This window comes from Campylobacter sp. 1569 (assembly GCF_024723675.1).
Lineage (GTDB): Bacteria > Campylobacterota > Campylobacteria > Campylobacterales > Campylobacteraceae > Campylobacter_D > Campylobacter_D jejuni_C.
Genome location: NZ_JANQDB010000012.1, coordinates 1 through 23190, shown reverse-complemented (window position 1 = coordinate 23190; position 23190 = coordinate 1). Strand labels below are relative to the sequence as shown.

Genomic DNA, 23190 nt, shown 5'->3' with positions numbered 1-23190 from the left:
AGGCTTATTTTAAATGCTCTAATATATCCTCACAAACCTTTCTAGGTTCTTTTGCTTTATAAATAGGTCTTCCAACCACGATAAAATCTGACAAATTATCCTTAGCACACTGTATATCAGCTACTCTTTTTTGATCGTCTGAATTTTCTTTAAATGGACGAATTCCAGGGGTTAATGTGATAAAATTTGAATTAGTGTTTTCTTTTATCAATAAACTTTCATATACCGAACAAACCATACCATCAAGATCACTTTCATAGCTAATTTTAGAAAAATCCTTAACGGCTTGTTTAATATCTTGTTTATATACACTAAAAAATTCTTGCTCGTCAAAACTAGTTAAAGCAGATACAGCAAGCACCAAAGGTCTTTTACTTAAAGCGTTTAAACGCTCCATAATCATACACATAGCACTTTTACCTGCACTTGCATGAATATTAAACATATCCACATCAAGCTTAGCAAGTTCTTCGCAAGCATCTGCCATAGTATTTGGTATATCATAAAGCTTTAAATCTAAAAAGATTTTAAAATCATCCACTTTTTTAATCGCCTCTAAAAGCTTTATTCCATCTCTTAAATACGATCTAAGCCCTATTTTAACCCAAAGATCTAAACCTTTTAATTCTTTGGCTAAATTTATACATTCATCATAACTTGCTACATCAAAAGCTACACAAAGTTTCATTGCTCATCCTTGTTGATTTTATCTAGTACTCCATTGATAAATTTAGGAGCATTATCTCCTGCCATTTCTTTTGCAAGCTCTATAGCCTCATTAATAACAATCGCTTTTTGTGTAGATGTAAATAAAATCTCATAAGCACCCAAACGCAAAATAGCCTTTTCTATATTAGCTACTCCATCTAACTTATGCTCTTTTAAACACTCATTGATTTTCTCATCAAGCAAAGTAAGTTGCTCATTAATACCATTATATAAATCTAGAGTGAATTTTCTTTGGTCATTACGAATTTTTTTCTCATCTAAAAATTCATTGATAAAATCTTTATTTTCTTGGTTTAACTGTGCTGCATAAAGCAAAGAAACTATACTTTGTCTTACTTGGTGTCTAGTAGCCATCTTAAGCCTTAATTTTTTGGATTAAATTAAGCATTTCAACTACAGTAAGCATAGCTTCAAAGCCTTTATTACCTGCTTTACTACCTGCTCTTTCTATAGCTTGCTCTAAAGTATCGGTTGTTAAAACTCCAAAGCTTACAGGCACATTAGCTCCAAGCCCTACGCTTGCTATACCTTTGGTAGTTTCAGCTGCTACATAATCAAAATGTGGTGTACTTCCACGAATTACCGCTCCAACACAACAAATTCCATCAAATTTTTTACTCTCACAAGCTTGTTTTAATGCAAAAGGAATTTCAAAAGCACCTGGCACTAAAATAAGACTTAAGTTTTCTTCCTTACCCCCATGTCTTAAAAAAGCATCTTTAGCACCTTCAACTAAACGATCTGTGATGATATGATTAAATCTTGCATTGATAATCGCAATTTTCTCATCACCTTTTAAACTTAAATTTCCTTCTATTATATTCATAATTTTCCTTTTTAAATGATTTCTTGAATTTTTAAAAGCGTATTTACGCAGTTTTTAAGTCTTGAAAGATCAAGCATATTTGGTCCATCGCATAAAGCTTTGCAAGGATCAATGTGCGTTTCAAAGAAAAATCCATCTATACCTACACTAGCAGCAGCTCTTGCTAAAGGCTCTACAAATTCACTTTTGCCTCCACTACTTCCACCATTTGCTCCTGGCATTTGCACACTATGAGTAGCATCAAAAATAACTGGAGCATATTTTCTCATGATAACCAAACTTCTCATATCTACAACTAAATTTCCATAGCCAAAACTCGAACCTCTCTCAGCTACAAAAACCCCATTTTCTTTGGCTATTTCAAAACCTTCTTCGTTGATGCCTCTAGTTTGTAAAATTTTAGCTACACTATATTTAATATCTTCAGGATTTAAAAATTGTCCCTTTTTTACATTTACCTTAGCCTTTGTTTTAGCAGCAGCTACTAATAAATCAGTTTGCCTGCATAAAAAGGCTGGAATTTGTAAAACATCTACAACCTCAGCCGCAACACTTGCCTGAGAACTCTCATGAATATCAGTAAGAATTTGCATACCAAATTTATCTTTCACTTTTTGCAAAATTTCCAAACCTTTTTCAAGACCTGGTCCTCTAAAACTATTAATACTAGTTCTATTTGCTTTATCAAAACTTGATTTAAAATAAAAATCAATTCTATCATCTTTTAAAAAGCATTCAAGCTCTTGCGCTACCTTAAAGACTAGTTCTTCATTTTCTATCACACAAGGCCCTGCTATTAGTATCATTTTTTTCATCATTTTTCCTTGTTTTTTATTATTTTACTTTATTTTTATTATTTTCTTCAAGAGGGAAAACAAAATTTAAAATAATAGCTGTAATCCCACCTGCTGCAATCCCTGAAGAAAATAAAGTTTTAAACCACATTGGCATAAATTCTAAAATATCAGGATTATTAGAAACTCCAAGCCCTATACCTAAACTCATAGCTATAATGATAATGGAGCGACGATTTAAATTTTCTTTAGAAATAATCCTAACACCCGTTGCGGCTATAGTACCAAACATTACTAAAGTTGCTCCACCTAAAATAGGTTCTGGAATTTGCAAAGTAATATCAGCCACAATAGGAAATAAACCCAAAATCATCAACATAAAAGCTACAATAAACCCCACATAGCGACTTGCAACACCCGTTAAAGCTATAACGCCATTATTTTGCCCAAAACATGAATTTGGAAAAGTATTAAAAAAGGCTGAAACAAAGGAATTAAAACCATTTGCTAAAACCCCACCTTTTAATCTTTTTGCATAAAGTTCACCTTTAACCGGCTGATTGGAAACTTCGCTAGTAGCACTAATATCACCAATAGTTTCTAAAGAAGTTACCATAAAAACCAAGATCAAAGGCAAAATGAGATTATAATCAATACTCAAACCATAATGCAAAGGATCAGGTAAAAACACTAAAGGCAAATTTTCATTAAAATCAAAGCTAAAATTTTCAAAAGTCATAGCTACTAAAAGCCCTATTATCATAGCTATAAATAAAGAAGAAATTCTTATATAGGCATTATTAAAACGATTTAAAACAATAATACTTAAAATTACAACTCCGGCTAATAATAAATTTTGCAAAGAACCAAACTCACCACTTGCTTTAGCCGCAAATCCACCCCCTGCACTTACAAGGCCAACATTAATCAAACTAAGACCTATAATCATCACTACTATACCAGAAACCAAAGGCGAAATCACTCTTCTTACAAAAGGTAAAATTTGAGAAATAATCATTTCAGTAGTAGAACAAAGCATCAAAGTGCCAAAAATAGCTCCAAGCATTGCTTCTTGCGATAAACCATTATTTTTTAAAACAAGCCCACCTAAAATAATAGGCGCAACAAAGTTAAAACTAGTCCCTTGAATAGATAAAAGTCCGCTCCCTATAGGACCCCAAGTTTTAATCTGCAAAAGCGAAGCAACACCTGAAGCAAAAAGTGACATACATATAATTCTAGCTGTATTAGCATCATCTATTCCAAGACCCTTGCAAATTAACAAAGCAGGTGTAATCACAGCCACAAACATAGCCATCAAATGCACTAATGCAGCAAAAAACGCCTTAGCAAAGGGTGGTTTATCTTCTAAACCATAAATTAAATCTGCTTTATTTTCCATTTTTCTTTCCTTTTGTTTGCTTACTAACCAAAATAATTCCTCCTAAAATAATGCTAAAAATTCCTATAAAAACCATAAAACTAGGAAATTCATCTCCTAATAATATGCCCAAAAATAAAGTAAAAACTACATCTATATAACTAACCCCTGCAACAATCCCTGCCTTTTTTGCTACACCATAAGCTTTAGTAACATGAATTTGATACATTGCTCCAAAAATTCCCATCAAAACAATAAAAATCCAAGCTTTAAGACTAGGCATAACAAAAGGAGCAATTAAAAAATCAAGCTCTTTTATTTCATAAAAAGAACCTATAATCATAGACATTAAAGGCATAAGAGTACCAATTAAAACAAAAGATAAAGCTATAAAAGGTGCTGGGTATGATTTTCTAAGTTCTCTTACACTAGTTAGCGCTAAAGCTGCACAAAAACCACTTAAAATTCCTAAAATACTATTTTTTAAATCAAAACCTGAATGCGTAGTGCTATCTGCAAAAGGTTGACAAATTAACAACACTCCTATAAAAGCGATCAAAATCCCAAAACAAGCTTTTATTCCTAAACTTTCTTTAAAAAACAAAAAAGCAATCAAAGCTATAAAAATAGGTGCTGTTTTTTGAAAAGCAAAAGCACCGCCTAATGAAATATTAGAAACATTATAAAAGAAAAGATATAAAGCAATCGTTCCTATAATACCTCTAAAAATAAGCAGTCCAAGATGTCCGCCACTTTTATGAAAATTTAATTTTGAAAGCGCATAAAGCATAAAAGCTGTTCCTATAATATTTCTAAAAAACATAATTTCAATCGATGATAATTCTTCACTAAGAATTTTTGCACAAGCACCTACAAGTGCAAATTCTATGGAAGCAATAATCATAAAATATATACCTAAATTCTTTTTAACTATTCTTAACATATAAATTCCATATAAAAATTCCCGTTATTTTAGTCTTTTTTGCTTAATTTTAAGGCAATTTTTATATAATCACAAATAAAAATTTAAAAAATGAGTATTAATGCAAAGTATTATTTTAATAGGAAAACCAAATGTTGGTAAATCAAGTCTTTTTAATAGACTTGCAAAAAAACGCATTGCGATAACTAGTGACATAAGCGGAACTACAAGAGATACTAACAAAATAGAAGTAGAAATTGATGGCAAAAAAGCCCTATTAATAGACAGTGGCGGACTTGATGAGAGCAATGAGCTTTTTAAAAATGTCAAAGCAAATTCGCTTAAAGCTGCTAAAAATAGCGATATTATCTTTTATATGGTGGATGGTAAATTTTTACCTGATGATGAAGATAAAGCATTTTTTTATGAAATGAAAAAACTTAACAAACCCATAGCTTTAGTAATCAATAAAGTCGATAACAAAAAAGACGAAGAAAGATCTTGGGAATTTTCTAATTTTGGAGTAAAAGAAGTTTTTAACATCTCGGTTACACATAATATAGGCATTGATGAACTTTGTATGTGGGCTGGTAAGTTTTTAAATGAAAGTTATTTAAATGCAGATGAAGAAGAAGACTTTGAAAGTTATTTAGAAAATTTTGATGAAAATAGCGGAGATTTTAAGCTAAAAACCATCAATGAAAATCATATTAAAGTGGGAATTATCGGCAGGGTAAATGTAGGAAAATCAAGTCTTTTAAATGCCTTAGTTAAAGAAGAACGTAGCGTGGTAAGTGATATAGCAGGTACTACGATCGATCCTGTTAATGAAAGCATTATACATAAAGGTAAAATCATCGAATTTGTAGACACTGCAGGTATTAGAAAACGTGGGAAAATACAAGGCTTAGAGCGTTATGCACTAAATAGAACTGAATATGCCCTAGCTAATGCTCAAATTGCACTTTTAGTGCTAGATGCGACTGAAGGTTTTAACGAGCTTGATGAGCGTATTGCAGGACTTGCTGCTAAGCATTGTTTAGGTGTGATTATCGTGCTTAATAAATGGGATAAAAGTGAGCTTGATTTTGATAAAACTTTAAAAGAATTAAAACTAGATCGTTTTAAATTTCTAGCTTATGCACCCGTTGTAAGCGTATCAGCTTTAAGCGGAAAAAGAGTGCATGTACTTTTGGATAAAATTTTAGAGGTTTTTGCAAATTTCACACAAAAAATTCCAACTGCAAAATTAAATGCCTTGGTAGAAGAAGCCACTAAAGCCCACCCACTACCACATGATTATGGTAAATTAGTAAAAATTTATTATGCGGTTCAATATGACTTAGCACCTCCAAAAATAGCTCTAATTATGAATAGACCAAAAGCTTTGCATTTTAGTTATAAACGATATTTACAAAACCAAATTAGAAAACAATTTAACTTTGAAGGTGTTCCTTTGATTTTAGCTTCAAGAAAAAAAGGTAGCAAAGATGAGCAAGAAGGATAATCTCCTTTTTGTAGGCTTTATGGGCTGTGGTAAAACAACTATAGCAAGAGCTTATGCTAAAAAATATGATAAAGTATTTTTAGATACAGACAGTTTAATCAAAGAAAAATTTAATCTTGAAATTAATGATTTTTTCAAAACATATGGAGAAAAAAAATTCCGCAAGGAAGAGCAAAAAATAGCTTTGTTTTTACATTGTTTGCAAAATTGCTCTATTGCAAGTGGCGGTGGCTTCATAGAACAAAAAAAATTAAAAAATATTGGCACTATCGTTTACTTAAAAGCGAGTTTTGATTATCTTTTACAAAGATTAAACAAGGAAGGATTAACCACTAGACCTTTACTTGCAAATACAAATAATGCCAAAATTCTTTTTGATCAAAGAGTAAAAAAATATGAAAAAAAAGCAAACATTACTATAAATATTGAAAATAAAAGCATTAACGAGATTATTAAAGAAATTAAAAAAGAGGTGAAATGAGAGTTATTACAGGATTGCAACCAAGCGGGGATTTGCATATAGGAAATTATTTTGGCTCTATAAGACAAATGCTAAATATGCAAGAAGAAAATCAAATGTATATGTTTATAGCAAATTATCATGCCATGACTTCAAGTTTTGATGGAGAAAAACTTAAACAAAATTCACTTAAGGCTGCGGCAGCTTTTTTAAGTTTAGGGATTGATCCACAAAAAAGCGTATTTTGGCTACAAAGTGATGTAAAAGAAGTGATGGAGCTTTATTGGATTCTATCTCAATTTACCCCAATGGGACTTTTAGAAAGAGCACATAGTTATAAAGATAAAATTGCCAAAGGTTTAAATGCTAATCATGGACTTTTTTCCTATCCTGTTTTAATGGCTGCAGATATTTTACTTTTTAATGCTCAAATAGTTCCTGTAGGTAAAGATCAAATTCAACACGTTGAAATAGCAAGAGATATAGCCTTAAAAGTAAATAATGAATGGGGTGAAATTTTTACCCTACCTCAAGCTAAAGTTAATGATGAAGTTGCAGTAGTACCTGGTACTGATGGAGCCAAAATGAGCAAGTCTTATCAAAATACAATCGATATTTTTAATACACCAAAAGCTATTAAAAAACAAATTTCATCTATTGTCACAGATAGTACAGCTTTAGAAGATCCAAAAGATTGGCAAAATTGTAATGTATTTAAAATCGCAAAATTATTTTTAGACAATACAAAACAAGAGGCTTTAAAAAGTCGCTATGAAAAAGGTGGCGAAGGCTATGGGCATTTTAAAATATATCTAAATGAAATCATTAGTGAGTATTTTGCCTCGGCTAAGGAAGAATATGAAAAATTACTAGCTAATCCTTCTAAAATTGAAGAGATTTTAGAATTTGGAGCAAGCAAAGCAAAAAAACAAGCCCAAGAAACAATGGAAAAAATTTATGCTAAAATAGGACTATAAAAGGAGCTAGAATGTTAGATTTAAAACTTTTGCAAAATAATTTTGATGAAATTGCACAAAAACTAAAAGCTAAAAAAGTGGATGAAAATTTACTTAAAGAGCTGAGTGATTTATTTATAAATTTAAAAAAAGAAAAAGCACTTTTAGAAGAATTTCAAGCTTTTCAAAATAAATTTAGTAAAGAACTTGCAACAGCGCAAGATAAAGAAAGTTTAAAAGCGCAACTAAGTCAAAATAAAGAAAAAATTAATACTCAATCAAAAATCGTTAGCACACTAGAAGAAAAATTAGAACAAATTGCCCTAGCAATACCAAATATCCCTGATGATTGTGTGCCTTTTGGAGAAGATGAGGATGAGAATGTAGAATTAAAAAAAATTCTGACTCCACCAAGCTTTGATTTTGAAATCAAAGAACATCATGATTTGGGAGAAAAGTTAAATTGGCTTGATTTTGCTAGAGGGGTTAAAATCTCACAAAGTCGCTTTTGTGTACTTAAAAATGAGGGAGCTTTGCTAAGTAGAGCTTTAGTAAATTATATGATAGATTTTAATAGAAGTAGAGGTTTTGAATTAGTTAATGTACCATTTTTAGTAAATAGTACAACCATGTATGGCACTGGACAACTTCCTAAATTTAAAGACGATATGTATAAGATAGAAAATGATGATTTATACCTCATCTCAACCTCTGAGATCCCCGTAACTAATCTTTATTCTAATGAAATTTTAACTCAAGAAGAATTACCTTTAAAAATGACTTGTTATAGTGCTTGTTTTAGACAAGAAGCAGGAAGTGCAGGTAGAGATACAAGGGGTATTATAAGACAACATCAATTTGAAAAAGTGGAACTTGTTAGCATATGCAAGCCTGACCAAAGTGAATTGATGTTTGAAGAAATGCTAAATTGTGCTAGTGATTTGCTAAGTTCTTTAGGTCTAGCACATAGACATTTGATGCTTTGTACTGGAGATTTAGGTTTTTCAGCTGCTAAAACAGTAGATTTAGAAGTTTGGCTTCCATCACAAAATAAATACCGTGAAATTAGCTCTGTGTCAAATTGCAAAGATTTTCAAGCAAGACGTGCAAAAATTCGCTTTAAAAATGATAAAGGCAAAAACGAATTGGTTCACACACTTAATGGTTCTTCATTAGCTGTTGGTAGAACGTTGGTAGCTATTATGGAAAATTATCAAGAAAAAGATGGAAATATAAGAATTCCTGATGTGTTAAGAAAATACTTTTAAGAGGGAACATGGCTGAAGAAGTAGCACTAGACAAACAATTTTCAGATCTTGATGAAAATCCAGGAGTGGAAGAGCAAACCATTCCTCCTGGAATAATTCCTCCTGAACTAGAAGAAGAAAGTACTTTCCAAAGAGTAGAAGATGAACCTCAAACGCCACAACATGAGGAAAAGAAAAAATATTTTGATAAAAAATTCATTATTTTAGTTTCAGCACTTGGAAGTCTTGCTTTAATACTACTTATAGTCTTAATTTTACTCATAATTTTCAAAGAAGACAAAAAATCCGTTTTAAATACTCAAGTCTTAGATGACAATGCTAGCACAAGCATCACAAAAGTAAAACAATCAGCATTAGATCTTGTAGTACAAAAAGCTAATTTATTATACGAAAAAGGTGATGTAGAAAGTGCTCTAGAACTTTATAATAACATTAATATTTTTAATCAATCTTTATCTAGCTATAATCTTGGCGTAGCCCAAATGAAACAAAAAGATTATATTAGTGCTATAGAAAATTTCAAACAATCTTTAGAATTAGAAGAACACAAAGTAGCAGCGGCAATTAATTTAGCAGTATGTTATTTTTATCTAGGAGATAAAACAAAATTTGATTATTATATCGACCTTGCAAAGGTATATCTTCCTCAAGACTCAAAATCTTCACTATATGATTATTATCTTGGTTTAATTAATTATTACCAAGGCTATTTTCCAGAAGCATTACAAATGTTTATGAAAGTTAACAGTCAGTCATACAAAGACAAATCTTATTATCTTAGTGGGAAAATTTATTCCGCTTTACAATCCGAAAAATATGCAATTGATTTCTTATCAAAACAAGAAGAATATGATGTTAATCTTCCTCTAGGATTACTATATGCTAGAATTGGAGACTATTCTAAAGCAAAAGAACATCTAGAAAAATCTAGCAAAATTGACGCCCATAAAACAAGGAGTCAAGTTGCTCTATCTTTAGTAGAATTAAAAACAGGGCAATATGATAGCGGAGCTCAGATTTTAAAAGCTTTATATATAAAAGACAAAGATATAGGAGCAAAATACTATAATATCAAAACGAGACTAAAAAGGAATTTTTCAAATATTGATATAGCTCAGCAAAATTTTGCTAAAAGGCTAATTACAGGAAAACAGCAAATTTATGACTTGTTATTTTATTTTGCACCTTATCGTGTTTTTGACATAAAACAAAGCATGGAGCTTATCACAAAAGCTGACTTGGGAAATTTTATACAAGGCTATGAGTATGAAAATGAATTACTTGTTAGAAGTAGAGCTTTATCTGGGGTGAATGTTGAATTATCTAATGCCATCAATTTAGCTTTTAATTTTCATTTAAGAGAAGCAAACCAAGAATTTAAAAACTTAAGTGAAATTTACCATGCCCATGATGTAATTCATTATAATCTTGCACTAACCTATGCACAATTACAAGATTATAACAATGCCTATAAACATTTTTCAACCGCTTACCACTTAAATCCAAAAAATTATATAGCTGGAATATTTGCTATTTTTTGTATGGATTTAATAAAAAAAGATTCTACAAAATTAATTAATGAATTTTTAGAAAATTTACAAGCAGATAGCACTATTGATCAAAATAACAATATTTATAAATATTTATTATATCTATCTAGAAATGACTATACCTCTATGATTCCTTACTTAGATAATCTTCCAAATAAAAAATCAACACCTTTGGAATTAATGTTTACTATTATAGCTGCAAATGGAAATAGCTTAGATAGCCTTAGAAATCAAAAAATCAAGGAACTAAAGGATTTACTTAGTGAGGATATTATCAGCAACATTTTATATTTTAATTCTAAAAATATGGAGCTTGATATTAAAGAATATGCCAAACAAGCTCAAATATATTTCTTAAATGCAAAATTGGATTTTAATTCTTTATTTGGTGGATCTGGTATAGTTAAAGATAGTTACGTAACACTTATGCAAATCACAGGCCTACTTAATCATGTTAGAAATGATATCAAAAAAAGACTTGCCACGAGTAGTAAAAACTCCATTGGTTTGATTTTTGCACTAGCTTATATCGATATTTTTGCAAAAGAATACCAAGAAGCATACACACTTTATAATATTTTAATTGATGATTATAAAATTAAAGATGCTCAAACTTTATTTTTAGCTGCAGTTGCTGCAATAGGCTCAAATAATCCAAATTCAGCTATTGCTTTACTAGAACTTGCAAGATTAGAAAACGAGGAAACTTTGGAAGCAAGGCTTGCTTTGGGACTTTTATACCATGAAGTACAAAATATAGAACCGGCTATATTTCAATACGAAAAAGTAGGGAACGATTTTAAAAGTAAATTTTTCACATTTGATATTAAAAATTAATATTTTCTTAATCATAAGAAAATATTAATTAATATAAAAATATTTCTGATTATTAAAAATATATGAATTCAATTAATAAAGAAGTGGCTCCGGATGTAGGATTCGAACCTACGACCAATCGGTTAACAGCCGACTACTCTACCGCTGAGCTAATCCGGAACATCAATAAATAAGAAATGGTATTATATAAGAAAAAAACATTCTTGTCAAGAGTTTTTTTGCAAAAAATTATATTTTTTTGTAAAAATTTACTCCTGCTAAATTTTTTACAATAACTTTTTGCTCTTTGATTAATTTTTCTAATATATCTTTACTGTATTGACTAAATTTATTTTCTATATCAAATTCACTTTGCGCTCTAAGCTGCAACATCTTCAAAAGCTCATGAGAATTAAAATCAATCTTTTCACCTTTATAGCAATGTTTAGCAAGCACAACAGGCACATTAGTAATATGCATACTTAATTCTTCCAGCTTTTCCAAAGATATCCCTTTAACAGGATAAGCAGGCGGTCTATCTATAGTGCTAAAATCTACTCTTGATGGTTTTATTTTACCAAATGCTTCATTTAAAGCTAATATTTCTTCTTTATTATCATTTAAACCTTGTACAATCAACACTTCCATGATAAGTTCACCCAAAAATTTCTCTCTAAAGGCGATCATTTTTTCTATCATTGTTTCAAGTTTAATTTGCTTTAAAGCCCTATCTATTCTATAAAATGTTTTTTCTATAGCACTATCAAGACTAAATTTAACTACATCAATATCCATTAAAGCATCAAATGCATTTATATTTAATACACCACTACCATTACTTAAAATTAAGAGTTTTTTATCTTTCTTTATTTTATTTAACTCACAAACTAATTCTTTTAAATAAGGATATAAACTAGGCTCACCATTTGCAGTTAGTGTAAGAAAATCAAATTTCACATTACTAGCTAAAGCTTGTTTTACTTGTTCTAAAATATCTTGAATTTTTGGATATATCAAAGATTTCTCTATAGGTTTTGCAGCTTGCAATTCACAGTATACACAATCAAAATTACATTGTTTTTGATTTGGACTTAAATCAATCCCTAAAGAAAGTCCAAATCTTCTTGAGCTTATAGGACCAAAGGTGATTTTATTCACTTTTTAGATTTCTCTTGAACTAGCTTGATAAAATATTTAGCATTTTCAACAGGAATATCAGGTAAAATTCCATGTCCGAGATTAAAAATATGTGCACCATCTTGCATAATATTTAAAATTTTATCTACGCCTTGTTTAATTGCTTTTTTATCATATAATCTACAAGGCTCCATATTACCCTGCAAAGTATATTTAGTGCCTAGCTTTTCCTTAGCTAATTCTAAAGGGGTGCTCCAATCTACACCAAAGACATCAAAATTTCCACTTATATCATCTAAGAACCCACTTATCCCCTTAGGAAATAAAATCACAGGGATATGCGGATATTTTTCCTTTATAAAATCAGCAATTTCAAGCATATATTTAAAAGAAAACTCAAAAAACATTTCTTTTTCTAAAGCGCTTGCCCAACTATCAAATATCTGTATAGCATTAGCACCTGCTCTAATTTGCTCTTGAATATAATACTTTAAAGCCAAAGTAAGTTTAGATAAAATTTGATGTAAAAATTCAGGATTTTGATAAACTAATTTTTTACATTTTGCATAATTTTTACTACCACTACCCTCTATCATATAGGTAGCAATAGTCCAAGGACTTCCACAAAAACCAATCAAAGCTTTATCTAGTGCAAGTTTTTCTCTAGTAAGCGCTAGTGCATCATAAACATAAGAAAGTTTTTTAACACTTTTTTCAACATCTAATCTTTCCAAATCTTCCTTAGTTTTAACGGGATTTGAAAATACTGGCCCTTCGCCTTTTTCAAATTTTAAATCCATGCCCATTTCTAAAGGTACTACTAAAATATCTGAAAAAATAATAGCTGCATCAACACCCAAAATATCTACTGGTTGTAAAGTAACTTCACTTGCTTTTTTATAATCCTTACAAAGTGATAAAAAGTCTCCAGCACTTGCTCTAACTTCCATGTACTCAGGCAGATATCTTCCTGCTTGACGCATCATCCAAACTGGAGTATAAGGGGTTGATTTTTTAAAACACGCATCAATAAAAATCATTTTTATTCCTTATTTTAATGATCACTTTTGTGTAAAAAATAAAGTCCTATACAAAGAGCCAAAATAGAACCTGCAAGATAAGTCATATCTAAAACTGTATTTAGTTGCATTTGTAGAATTCTTTGGAAAAAATTTACAACTAAGACCATAATAATTACTTTTGCAAGTTTATCTTTTAGTTGATCTAAACTGTGTACTTCTAAAACTTTTGATTGCTTAGTTTGTTTAAATTCTTCTATTTCGCTAATAAAAAGTTCATAAATTCCAAAAGAGAAAATAAATAAAACCAAAGCCATTAAATATAAATCTACAGCTCCTATAATCAAACCAACAATATCTTCATGCAAATCCACTGTAGAATTAGGCAACATAAAATACTCAAATACATATTTTAAAACCTTAATCACATCATAACTTGCAATAAAAAATAAAACAAAAGCTCCTATTAAACCAAAAATTACAGGTAAAATAGTAACCAAACGACTTTTAACTAATAAATTTTCAAAAAATCTTTCTAACATTTTTCTCCTTTTTAAACTAACTCTAGCCATTTTTGTGCAATACGCACTGCATTTGTAGCAGCTCCTACACGAATTTGATCAGCCACGCACCATAAATGTAAAATGTTTTTATGATTAATATCACGTCTAATTCTTCCTACATAAGTTTCATTAGTATCGCTTGTAAAAAGTGGCATAGGATATTTTTTATTTTCTATATCATCAATCACAACAACACTTGGTGCTTTAGAAAGTATCTCTCTAACTTTAACAACATCAACATCTTTTTCAAAATGCATAGTAATAGCCTCACTATGACTTCTAAGCACAGGAACTCTTACGCAAGTTGCTGAAATTTCAAGTTTTTTATGCAATATTTTTTGCGTTTCATTTACCATTTTTAATTCTTCTTTAGTGTAGCCATTTTCACTAAAAACATCTATTTGAGGAATTAAATTTAAAGCTAAGGTATATGGAAAAGTTTTTGCTTCAAATTCATCTAATTTAAAAGCAAAAAAACTTTGCATTCCTTGAACTAATTCTTCCATACCTTCTTTACCCGCACCACTTGCTGCTTGATAAGTACTTACATCTACTCTTTTTAGATTAAATACATCATCAAGTGGTTTTAAAACATGCACCATTTGTATAGTGGAGCAATTTGGATTAGCAATAATTCCTGTTTTTTCCCAATCTTTAATATCTTCACTATTACATTCAGGAACCACCAAAGGAACATTCTCATCCATTCTAAAATGGCTAGTATTATCAATCACCACAGCACCACATTCTACTGCATATTTTGCATACTCAGCGCTTATATTTCCTCCAGCACTAAAAAAAGCAATATCCACAGGATTTTCTTTAAAAACACTTGGAGTTAATTCTTTTACTTTATAACTTTTTCCTCTAAATTCTACTTCACTACCTGCACTTTTTGCACTTGCTAATGGTAAAATACTTTCAACTGGAAAATCAAGCTCATCTAAAACATTTAAAAGTTCTTCGCCAACCGCTCCTGTTGCACCTACAATAGCTATTTTTTTCATTGTCCGTCCTTTTTAAGTAATATTGTATTTTTTCATTTTTTCGCTAAAAATTTTCTCGCTCATCCCTATAAGCTTAGCTGCCTCTGTAATATCTTGTGAATTTTTTAAAGCTTCTAAAATTAATTCTTTTTCAAGATTTTTAATATCTTTACTTTTTCTACTTTCTAAAAATAAATCTTGGGCGCTAATCTCATCATTTTCACTTAAAATACACGCTCTTTGTATAATAGAAATCAACTCTCTAATATTACCTGGAAAATCATAAGCTAGCAAAGCATCTTGTGCTTCTTGACTTAAAGTTTTTTCATTAAAATCATATTCTTTACATGTATCAAGTAATACCTTTTGTGCAATTTGCAAAATTTCTTCTTGACGCTCTCTTAGTGGTGGTATATTAATAGGAATAGTATTAAGTCTATAATATAAATCTTGTCTGAATTCATTATCTGCAATCTTTTTTTCTATATGAGCATTAGTTGCACTAATAATTCTTACATCAATCTTTATACTTTTAGTACTTCCTAATCTTGTAATTTCTTTTTCCTGCAAAGCTCTTAATAATTTTGCTTGAATTTCATAAGGCATTTCACCTATTTCATCTAAAAACAAAGTACCTTCATTAGCAAGCTCAAACAAACCTATTTTAGTAGTATTAGCATCAGTAAATGCACCTTTTTCAAAACCAAATAGCTCACTTTCTATTAAATTTGATGGAATCGCTGCCATATTAATTGCCACAAAGGGCTTTTGTGCTCTTTTTGAATTTTTATGCACAAAATTTGCAAAAACTTCTTTACCTACTCCACTTTCTCCAAAAAAAAGCACACTTGCATCTGTCTTAGCAGCTTTAGTGGCCAATTTTAAACAATCTTCCAAAGCCTTAGAAGTGCCATAAAAATCTTGATTTTCTTCTTTTTTAATAGTCTTTTTATTTGTTTTTTTAGAAGTCTTTTCTTGGATTATTTTTGCACGTTTTATCGCAGTTACTAAAGTATTAATATCAAATGGTTTTACTAGAAAATCTTTTACTCCAAGTCTTACTGCTTCTATGGCACGATTTAGTGTTGCATTACCTGTGATAATAATAAAATCATATTTATTCTCACAAGCTTGTACAAATTCAATACCATCCATACCCGGCATATTAATATCTGTAATAATCAAATCAACATCATCATTTAGTTTTTTTAAAGCTTCAGTTGCTGATTTATAAGATTTTATAGCAAATTCTTCATACTCACTCAAAGCAATTTCAAGTGATTTTCTCATATTTATATCATCTTCAACTATAACTAAATTCATTTCAAACCTTAAGCTAAAATACCTTTTTTGGGACCACTTTTACCATGGCATTCTTTATATTTTTTACCACTACCGCAAGGACAAGGTGAATTTCTAGGTACTTTAGTAATTTGTGCTTCACCGTTTTCATCAACACCACTTTCTGTGGTATTAGCTAAAAACTGCTCATTTTGCTCATGGCTTTTTTCTTCAAAATTTTGTGCTTCTTTTTGAGTAAAAACTACATTAAATAACAATTTTAAACTATCAAATTTAACACGCTCAACAAGCTCCATGAAAAGATTATAACTTTCTTTTTTATATTCTACTAAAGGATCTTTTTGATTATAACTTCTTAAACCTATACCAGTTTTTAAAATATCCATTTGGTATAAATGCTCTCTCCATAGATTATCCAAAATTTGAAGATATAAGATTCTTTCAATTCTTCTAGCTTCCTTATCTTCAATAATACTCATTTTATCTTTGTAAGCTTTTTCTAAAATTTCACTTAATTTATTTTCTGCTTCAATTACACCTAAATCTTTAAAATCAGCTTCGCTAAGCTCAAGATTACACTCATAACTTACTTTTTGCTTTAAGCTTTCAAAATGCTTAACATCATCTTCAAGTTCTGCATTTAAATAAATTTGGCTTACTAAGTGATTACTATACTCAACAATATTTTTTAAAATTTTATCTTGCAAGTCAAATTCTTCATCTAATAATTCATTTCTATAATTATAAATAGTCTTTCTTTGCTCATTCGCCACATCATCATATTCAAGCAAGTGTTTTCTGCTTTCAAAATGCAAGCTTTCAACTTTTTTTTGCGCATTCTCAACAGCTCTTGTAACAATACGACTTTCTATATGCTCACCCTCTTCTATACCTAATCTTTCCATGATATTTTTAATGCGATCACCACCAAAAATTCTTAAAAGATTATCCTCTAAACTTAAGTAAAATCTACTTACACCAGGATCACCTTGACGTCCTGCACGACCACGAAGTTGATTATCTATTCTTCTACTTTCATGGCGTTCAGTTCCTATAATATAAAGCCCTCCTAAAGCTCTTATTTCATCATCTATTTTTATATCAACCCCACGACCTGCCATATTAGTAGCTATAGTCACTGCACCTTTTTTACCCGCATCTTGAATAATCAAAGCTTCTTGCTCATGATTTTTAGCATTAAGCACATGATGAGGAATGCGTTCTTTTACAAGCATATTATGAAATACTTCACTTCTTTCAATACTTGCAGTTCCTACTAAAACCGGCTGACCTTTTGCATTTGCTTTTTTTATCTCTTCAATAACTGCTTTAAATTTTTCTTCTTGAGTTTTATAAATTAAATCATCTTTATCTATTCTTGCAACCGGTATATTTGTAGGTATAGAAACTACATCTAAATTATATATTTGAGAAAATTCCGTTGCCTCAGTTTGTGCAGTACCTGTCATACCTGCTAATTTTTTATACATTCTGAAATAATTTTGGAAAGTAATATCTGCTAAAGTTTGACTTTCTTCTTGAATTTTTACTCCTTCTTTAGCCTCTAATGCTTGGTGCAAACCATCGCTAAAACGTCTTCCTTCACTTAACCTTCCTGTAAATTCATCAACAATTACAACTTCTTTATCTCTTAATACATAATGCACGTCTTTTTCAAATAAATTATGTGCTTTTAAAGCCTGATCAAGCTGATGGGCTAATATTGCATTATCTAAGCTATATAAATTTTCTACTCCGAATAACTTTTCTGCCTTAGAAATTCCAGCCTCTGTAATCATAATAGTCCTATTTTTCTCATCAACAATAAAATCACCACTTGGTAATTCTTGAGGAGTAGCAGCTGCTTGACCTTTTTGCATCTGTTTTGCTACTTCATTTGCTTTAATATAACCATCTAAAGTTCTATTTGTAGGCCCACTTATAATAAGCGGAGTTCTTGCTTCATCTATTAAAATACTATCTACTTCATCAACTATAACAAAATTATGTTCTCTTTGCACTTTTTCAAGTTTTGAAAATTTCATATTATCGCGCAAATAATCAAAGCCAAATTCATTATTTGTACCATAAGTTATATCACACTCATAAGCTTTTTTATGCGCCTCATCGCTATTTTGCTCTGAAAGTATCACCCCCACACTAAAACCTAAAAAATTATAAATAGCACTCATTTGCTCTGCATCTCTTTTGGCTAGATAATCATTTACAGTAACTACATGTACACCCTTGCCACTCATAGCATTTAATACAACAGGTAAAGTTGCAACCAAGGTTTTACCTTCCCCGGTTTTCATTTCAGCGATTTTTCCCTCATGCAAAACCATACCACCGATTAATTGCACATCAAAATGACGCATATTAAGCGTTCTTTTTCCTACCTCTCTAACTATTGCAAAAACATCATTTAATATTTGATCTAAAGTTTTTTCTTCTTTTTGAATTTGTGTTTTGAAATCTATAAAATTTTGTTTTAATTCATCATCACTTAAATTTTGGTATTTTGACTCTAAAGCATTAATTTGTGCAACTCTCTTTAAATATTTTTTTACTTCTCGATCGTTTTTTGTGCCAAATATTGCTTTAAATACGCTAGAAAACATTTTTTTACCTTTAATTACAAAAATATATGCTAGATTATACCTTGATTTTAATTAGAACTATATAAAAGTTTTATTTGCATAAATTTTATATAATTTGTTAAATTTTAAAGGATAATTATGAAATATTTTATATTTTTAATGATATTTGCTTATAATATTTTTGCTTTTGATATAAATTTTAAAAATTTTAGCAGTGATTTTGAGCAAAAAGTGCAAAGTAATAATTCTTCGCTAAATTATAAAGGAAATTTTATCATTACTCAAAATAAAGCCTTTTGGAATTACACCAAACCAAATAAAAAGCAAATTTATATCAATCATAAAGAAGTTATTATCATAGAACCTGAATTAGAACAAGCCGTTTATACACAATTGCAAAATTTACCAAATCTTCAAGCAATTTTTAAAAATGCAAAATTAATATCTCACGAAAGCTATGAGGCAAAATACGAAAATATCACATATAATATCAAACTAGAAAACGGTAGCCTTAACAGTATTTCTTATAAAGATGAATTAGGAAATTTGGTCAGTATTTATTTTTACAACCAAAAATTTGATCAAAATATTAACGAAAATATTTTTATACCAAAAATCCCAAGTCATTTTGATATAATCCAATAATCAAAATGGTATCTCCTTAAACAAATCTTGTTCTTTACTTGGTGCTAACATTTGCATTTGTGTATTTTCCATAGTTTTTAAAATCATATCCATGGCTTCTTTACTTGTATTAACATCTTGATTGAAACTTATATTGCCATCTTTAACACTACTTATTTGAGTAGCATTCATATCTTTTGATTGAGTATTATTTTGATCTGAAGTTTTAGTAACTTTAAGAATATTTTGAATTTCTTCTTGCTTAGTGGTTTCTTTTAAATCTTCTTCCTTTTTTTCTAAATCTTTTACAAAACGCTTCAACTCTTCTATATCAAATTGACTCACTGAATTAATTTTTAGAATGTAAATATTTTTTATTTGGGTTTTATATTTTTTATTGCTAAATTTAAGCAAAGTTTCTTTGAAATTGTTTTTTCCCACTTCTGTGAATAAATCTTCATAAAAATAACTAGATACAATAGTATTTAAAGCATCTATGATTTTCTTTTGTTCTAAATTTTCTCCTTCAAAATCTAAAGTCATTTCAATCTTTTTTAAAGTATTATTTCCAACCTTTGAATACAAATCTGTTCTAAAATCTTCTATGCTTAAAGAATTAGCATAAATACCGCAAAAAGAAAAAAATAAAATTACTACCCATCTCATAATCACTCCCTATCTTCTTCTAAATTTATAAACTTTTCTTGCAGATAAAATCGCTTTACCTCTTTATCAAATTTTAAAATTTTTAAAAAATAATCCTCAAAAGGCATTTTATAATTATATACGATTTTTAAATTACTTGGATTAATGGCTCTTGATAAACATACATACAACTGTCCTTTTTCAAAAATTCCATCAATATCACATATTAATTTATCTATACTCATACCTTGAGATTTATGGATTGTTATAGCATAAGCTAGTTTTATAGGAAATTGAACAAATTTAGCTTTTATCTTAACTTCTAGTTTTTCATCTTTGTCTAACTCATACTCTTCTAAGGTATATTCATATGGTTTTAACCTCAATCTTTCACCGTTATTTTTTTCTATTAGAATATATTCTTGCTCTTTATCTTTTATAAAATCTAAAACAACACCCTGCTCCCCATTATAATAATTTTCTTCTTTATTATTCACACAAAAAATAATTTTAGCGCCTATTTTTAATTTTAATTCATCCAAAGAATTGAGCCCATTAATCCACTGCTCGTAAGTTTTATCATCTAATGTAGAATCTAGTTTTTCAGCTTTTGCCTTAAATACACTTTCTTTGCCTTGTAAAAGATTTAATTTTTCAGTATTAATATAATTAGTTTTTTTATTTGTAGCACACAATAAAGTATACTCATCCATATATTCAAGTAAATTTTTTGAACTAATTAACATTTTTTTAAAGAAATTTAGCATTTCTTTATTTACTTCACCCATTCTAAGAAAAAACAAATATTCATAAAATTGCTTATCTAAAGTTCTTTTTGTAACGCTAAGTTTTAGATTAATAAATTTAAGATCATTCCAAGCTTGCGAAGAAAAAGCATATAAAGTATTTTGAAATAAAGTGCTTTGAATTTGATTTTCTCTATAATTAATCACAGGTGGAAGTTGAAAAAAATCTCCAACTAATAAAATTTTACCATTAAAACCACTTCTTGATAATCTATAATAAATCATTTCCATCAATGAAGCACTCACCATAGAGATTTCATCAATAACCAACAAATCACATTGTTTTAAAATTCTCTTTAATTTTTCTAGTTTATCTTTTTGCTTTCTATCTTCATAATATAACTCATCATAATTTTGACATCTTTTAAAAGCAAAAAAACTATGTAAAGTAACCCCGCCTATATTAAAAGCGCTAAGTGCAGTAGAACCCAACACAACGACGATTTTCCCTTGAACTCTATAAGATCTTACAAGCTCCATAGTTAAAAAAGACTTACCAACACCTGCACCACCACTTAAAAATACATTATTATTTTTTAAAAAAAATCTTAAATTATCTACAACTAAATTCAAGCTACTCTTTCACGCAGGATATTATCAACATCATAGGCCTATGCCATTCTTTTTTAAATTCGTTTTTAAATTCAGGAAAAAGATTGATAATTTTATCAGAAGGTTTTGGTTCAATAATATTAGTTATTTTAAAATTATTTTGCAATAAAGTAGATATATAACTTGTTAAAGTACGGTGGTATTTAACTACATCCTCGCCTAAAAAATTATATTTATTTTTATTTTCGTAAAAATAATTTTTAATAGGAAAACATTGAATATCCCCATAATTATCATATATAAAATCTTGAGAAATATTTGCGGTAAAAACAGGATGCTCAACACTAAAAACCAAACTACCATTTTCATTAAGAAGATTTGAGATGTTAAAAATTAATTTTTCATAATCTTTTATATAGTGAAAAACTAAAGAACTAATAACTATATCAAATTTTATATTTTGTAAATTAATGATTTTATCTATTTCTTCACAAGAATTTCTATAAAAGGATATTTTATTTTTATATTTTTTTGTTTTAATCTTTGCTTTTTCTAACATTCTTAAAGATAAATCAACAGCAATAACTTTTTTAGCGCCATTTTCTAAAGCATAAACACTATGCCACCCATATCCACAACCTAAGTCTAATACAATTTTATCTTTTAAACTTGGCAAACACGCTTTAAAATCCTCCCATTCGCCAGCACCATCCAATCCTGCTTTAGATCTTAACATTAAAGCATATTTATCAAAAAAAATATTATCATCATACTTATTATCTAACATCATGCACCCTTATGATAGTATTATTATATCAAAAACCTTTTTTTATTTACCAAAAAACACCCTACCAACCTACTCCACTTATACTAGATCAAACCTTTAATAAATAATTTCAAGTACTATTAATAATAAAAACAAAAAAGCATAAGATATATAAAACACTAATTTTTAACCATTAACAATTACCTTATTACAAACATTAAACTATCCAACCTAACTAAAAAACTACAATATACTTCTTAACTAGCAACCACCATATTAACACCTTTATTATGCCAATAAATTAAACTAATTTATTCAATCTTTATATCAACCTAAAACTAAAAAACCGCACAACACTCTAAATACCCTTTCAATCTGCAATATGCTAAAACAACCAAACCATCTAATTCTTAGTAAGCATTCTATCCAATCTTAAAGCTACAGATTAATTAAAAATTTCACAATAAAACGTACTCTACCGTTCAACCCAATAGCTAAAAAAAGAAAAACTAAAATTCCGATAAATATATAAAAATATAATTCAGCAAATCAATAAAAGAATCAAATAAAAACTAAAACCTATCATCCGCAATTGATTCAAACATTAAATTAAAGTATTACTACTAAATAAAATTTCTAAATAACTTTTCTGATTTTCTACCACTTAACAAACACTAAAATCTTCTTTTTATTTTGTAAACTAAAAAACACTACCCTATATTAACAACTAAATCCTCTAATTCATAGTAAATATCTTATTTATCAAACTCACCATAAACATTTTAAAGCTAAAACGACTAAATTCCCAAACAACCAACCCATCAAATAAACCATTAAAACAATTCAATAACCAACAACACAAATTCTAAGCCATAAAAAATAACTAAAACAACCAAGCTAACCAAACAACTAAAAAAATAAAAAACCTAATTTATCAGATTAATAAAAAAGCAAAAACATAAGCAATAAAAACCAAAACCC

At 29.2% G+C, this 23190-nt stretch carries 21 protein-coding genes and 1 tRNA gene; 6 read left to right on the top strand and 16 right to left on the bottom strand.

The genetic code is table 11. From position 1 onward, the window contains the following. Positions 1-4: 4 nt before the first annotated feature. From pyrF to CAMP5060_RS06375, 6 genes are read right to left on the bottom strand one after another with little or no spacing between them, the layout of a single operon-like run. The gene (pyrF, locus tag CAMP5060_RS06400; RefSeq protein ID WP_337218095.1) at positions 5-688 is read right to left on the bottom strand and encodes an orotidine-5'-phosphate decarboxylase; all 684 of its coding nucleotides are present in this window, start codon (positions 686-688) and stop codon (positions 5-7) included. Further along, positions 685-1083, bottom strand: a complete 399-nt coding sequence (gene nusB, locus CAMP5060_RS06395) for a transcription antitermination factor NusB (protein WP_214126102.1) — start codon at positions 1081-1083, stop codon at positions 685-687. The genes pyrF and nusB overlap by 4 nt, the downstream gene beginning before the upstream one ends. A 1-nt stretch (position 1084) precedes the next feature. Continuing rightward, a complete protein-coding gene (gene ribH / locus CAMP5060_RS06390; RefSeq protein ID WP_214124644.1) occupies positions 1085-1555 on the bottom strand; it encodes a 6,7-dimethyl-8-ribityllumazine synthase in 471 nt (156 codons plus the stop codon). 11 nt (positions 1556-1566) lie between these two features. Further along, positions 1567-2370 (bottom strand): 3-deoxy-8-phosphooctulonate synthase, encoded by an 804-nt coding sequence (gene kdsA, locus CAMP5060_RS06385; protein ID WP_087699493.1) that lies wholly within the window; start codon positions 2368-2370, stop codon positions 1567-1569. 19 nt (positions 2371-2389) lie between these two features. Beyond that, complete coding sequence (locus tag CAMP5060_RS06380; protein WP_214100521.1) at positions 2390-3751, bottom strand: uracil-xanthine permease family protein; 1362 nt, start codon at positions 3749-3751, stop codon at positions 2390-2392. Then, positions 3741-4673 carry a DMT family transporter gene (locus tag CAMP5060_RS06375; protein ID WP_214100520.1) on the bottom strand — a complete coding sequence of 311 codons (933 nt, stop codon included), beginning with the start codon at positions 4671-4673 and terminating at the stop codon, positions 3741-3743. Before CAMP5060_RS06375 ends, CAMP5060_RS06380 begins: the two co-directional genes overlap by 11 nt. A gap of 100 nt (positions 4674-4773) precedes the next feature. Between CAMP5060_RS06375 and der the strand changes: the two genes are divergently transcribed. The 5 genes from der to CAMP5060_RS06350 are packed head-to-tail and all read left to right on the top strand — an operon-like array spanning position 4774 to position 11230. After that, complete coding sequence (der, locus tag CAMP5060_RS06370; protein ID WP_337218094.1) at positions 4774-6159, top strand: ribosome biogenesis GTPase Der; 1386 nt, start codon at positions 4774-4776, stop codon at positions 6157-6159. Beyond that, positions 6143-6640, top strand: a complete 498-nt coding sequence (locus CAMP5060_RS06365) for a shikimate kinase (protein WP_261530258.1) — start codon at positions 6143-6145, stop codon at positions 6638-6640. Before der ends, CAMP5060_RS06365 begins: the two co-directional genes overlap by 17 nt. Next, entirely contained in the window at positions 6637-7596 is a 960-nt protein-coding gene (gene trpS / locus CAMP5060_RS06360) for a tryptophan--tRNA ligase (protein ID WP_261530257.1), read from the top strand. The genes CAMP5060_RS06365 and trpS overlap by 4 nt, the downstream gene beginning before the upstream one ends. Before the next feature lie 11 nt (positions 7597-7607). After that, complete coding sequence (gene serS, locus CAMP5060_RS06355; RefSeq protein WP_087699504.1) at positions 7608-8843, top strand: serine--tRNA ligase; 1236 nt, start codon at positions 7608-7610, stop codon at positions 8841-8843. An 8-nt stretch (positions 8844-8851) separates the two neighbouring features. Then, complete coding sequence (locus CAMP5060_RS06350) at positions 8852-11230, top strand: tetratricopeptide repeat protein (protein ID WP_337218093.1); 2379 nt, start codon at positions 8852-8854, stop codon at positions 11228-11230. A gap of 84 nt (positions 11231-11314) precedes the next feature. Here CAMP5060_RS06350 and CAMP5060_RS06345 read toward each other — a convergent pair. The 7 genes from CAMP5060_RS06345 to secA form a co-directional block, all read right to left on the bottom strand. Further along, a tRNA-Asn gene (locus tag CAMP5060_RS06345) sits at positions 11315-11389 on the bottom strand. Between the two features lie 69 nt (positions 11390-11458). Further along, a complete protein-coding gene (locus CAMP5060_RS06340) occupies positions 11459-12367 on the bottom strand; it encodes a radical SAM protein (protein WP_337218092.1) in 909 nt (302 codons plus the stop codon). Next, complete coding sequence (hemE, locus tag CAMP5060_RS06335; RefSeq protein ID WP_263667337.1) at positions 12364-13386, bottom strand: uroporphyrinogen decarboxylase; 1023 nt, start codon at positions 13384-13386, stop codon at positions 12364-12366. The genes CAMP5060_RS06340 and hemE overlap by 4 nt, the downstream gene beginning before the upstream one ends. Before the next feature lie 14 nt (positions 13387-13400). Further along, the gene (locus tag CAMP5060_RS06330) at positions 13401-13907 is read right to left on the bottom strand and encodes a YqhA family protein (RefSeq protein WP_087699510.1); all 507 of its coding nucleotides are present in this window, start codon (positions 13905-13907) and stop codon (positions 13401-13403) included. 11 nt (positions 13908-13918) lie between these two features. After that, positions 13919-14935 (bottom strand): aspartate-semialdehyde dehydrogenase, encoded by a 1017-nt coding sequence (locus CAMP5060_RS06325; RefSeq protein WP_214126095.1) that lies wholly within the window; start codon positions 14933-14935, stop codon positions 13919-13921. Positions 14936-14947: 12 nt separating this feature from the next. Further along, positions 14948-16237, bottom strand: a complete 1290-nt coding sequence (locus CAMP5060_RS06320; protein ID WP_087699514.1) for a sigma-54-dependent transcriptional regulator — start codon at positions 16235-16237, stop codon at positions 14948-14950. Between the two features lie 8 nt (positions 16238-16245). Beyond that, positions 16246-18837, bottom strand: a complete 2592-nt coding sequence (gene secA, locus CAMP5060_RS06315; RefSeq protein ID WP_214126094.1) for a preprotein translocase subunit SecA — start codon at positions 18835-18837, stop codon at positions 16246-16248. Positions 18838-18954: 117 nt separating this feature from the next. Between secA and lolA the strand changes: the two genes are divergently transcribed. Beyond that, entirely contained in the window at positions 18955-19461 is a 507-nt protein-coding gene (lolA, locus tag CAMP5060_RS06310; RefSeq protein ID WP_087699518.1) for a LolA-like outer membrane lipoprotein chaperone, read from the top strand. Here the strand turns inward: lolA and CAMP5060_RS06305 are convergent, their stop codons facing one another. From CAMP5060_RS06305 to CAMP5060_RS06295, 3 genes are read right to left on the bottom strand one after another with little or no spacing between them, the layout of a single operon-like run. Continuing rightward, the gene (locus tag CAMP5060_RS06305; protein ID WP_214126091.1) at positions 19462-20106 is read right to left on the bottom strand and encodes a flagellar basal body-associated FliL family protein; all 645 of its coding nucleotides are present in this window, start codon (positions 20104-20106) and stop codon (positions 19462-19464) included. It lies immediately after the preceding gene. 2 nt (positions 20107-20108) lie between these two features. Then, positions 20109-21464: an ATP-dependent DNA helicase gene (locus CAMP5060_RS06300; RefSeq protein ID WP_337218091.1), complete on the bottom strand. Its 1356-nt coding sequence runs from the start codon at positions 21462-21464 to the stop codon at positions 20109-20111. A gap of 1 nt (position 21465) precedes the next feature. Then, on the bottom strand, positions 21466-22230 hold the full coding sequence (locus tag CAMP5060_RS06295; protein ID WP_214100511.1) for a class I SAM-dependent methyltransferase: 765 nt from the start codon (positions 22228-22230) through the stop codon (positions 21466-21468). Positions 22231-23190 lie beyond the last annotated feature (960 nt).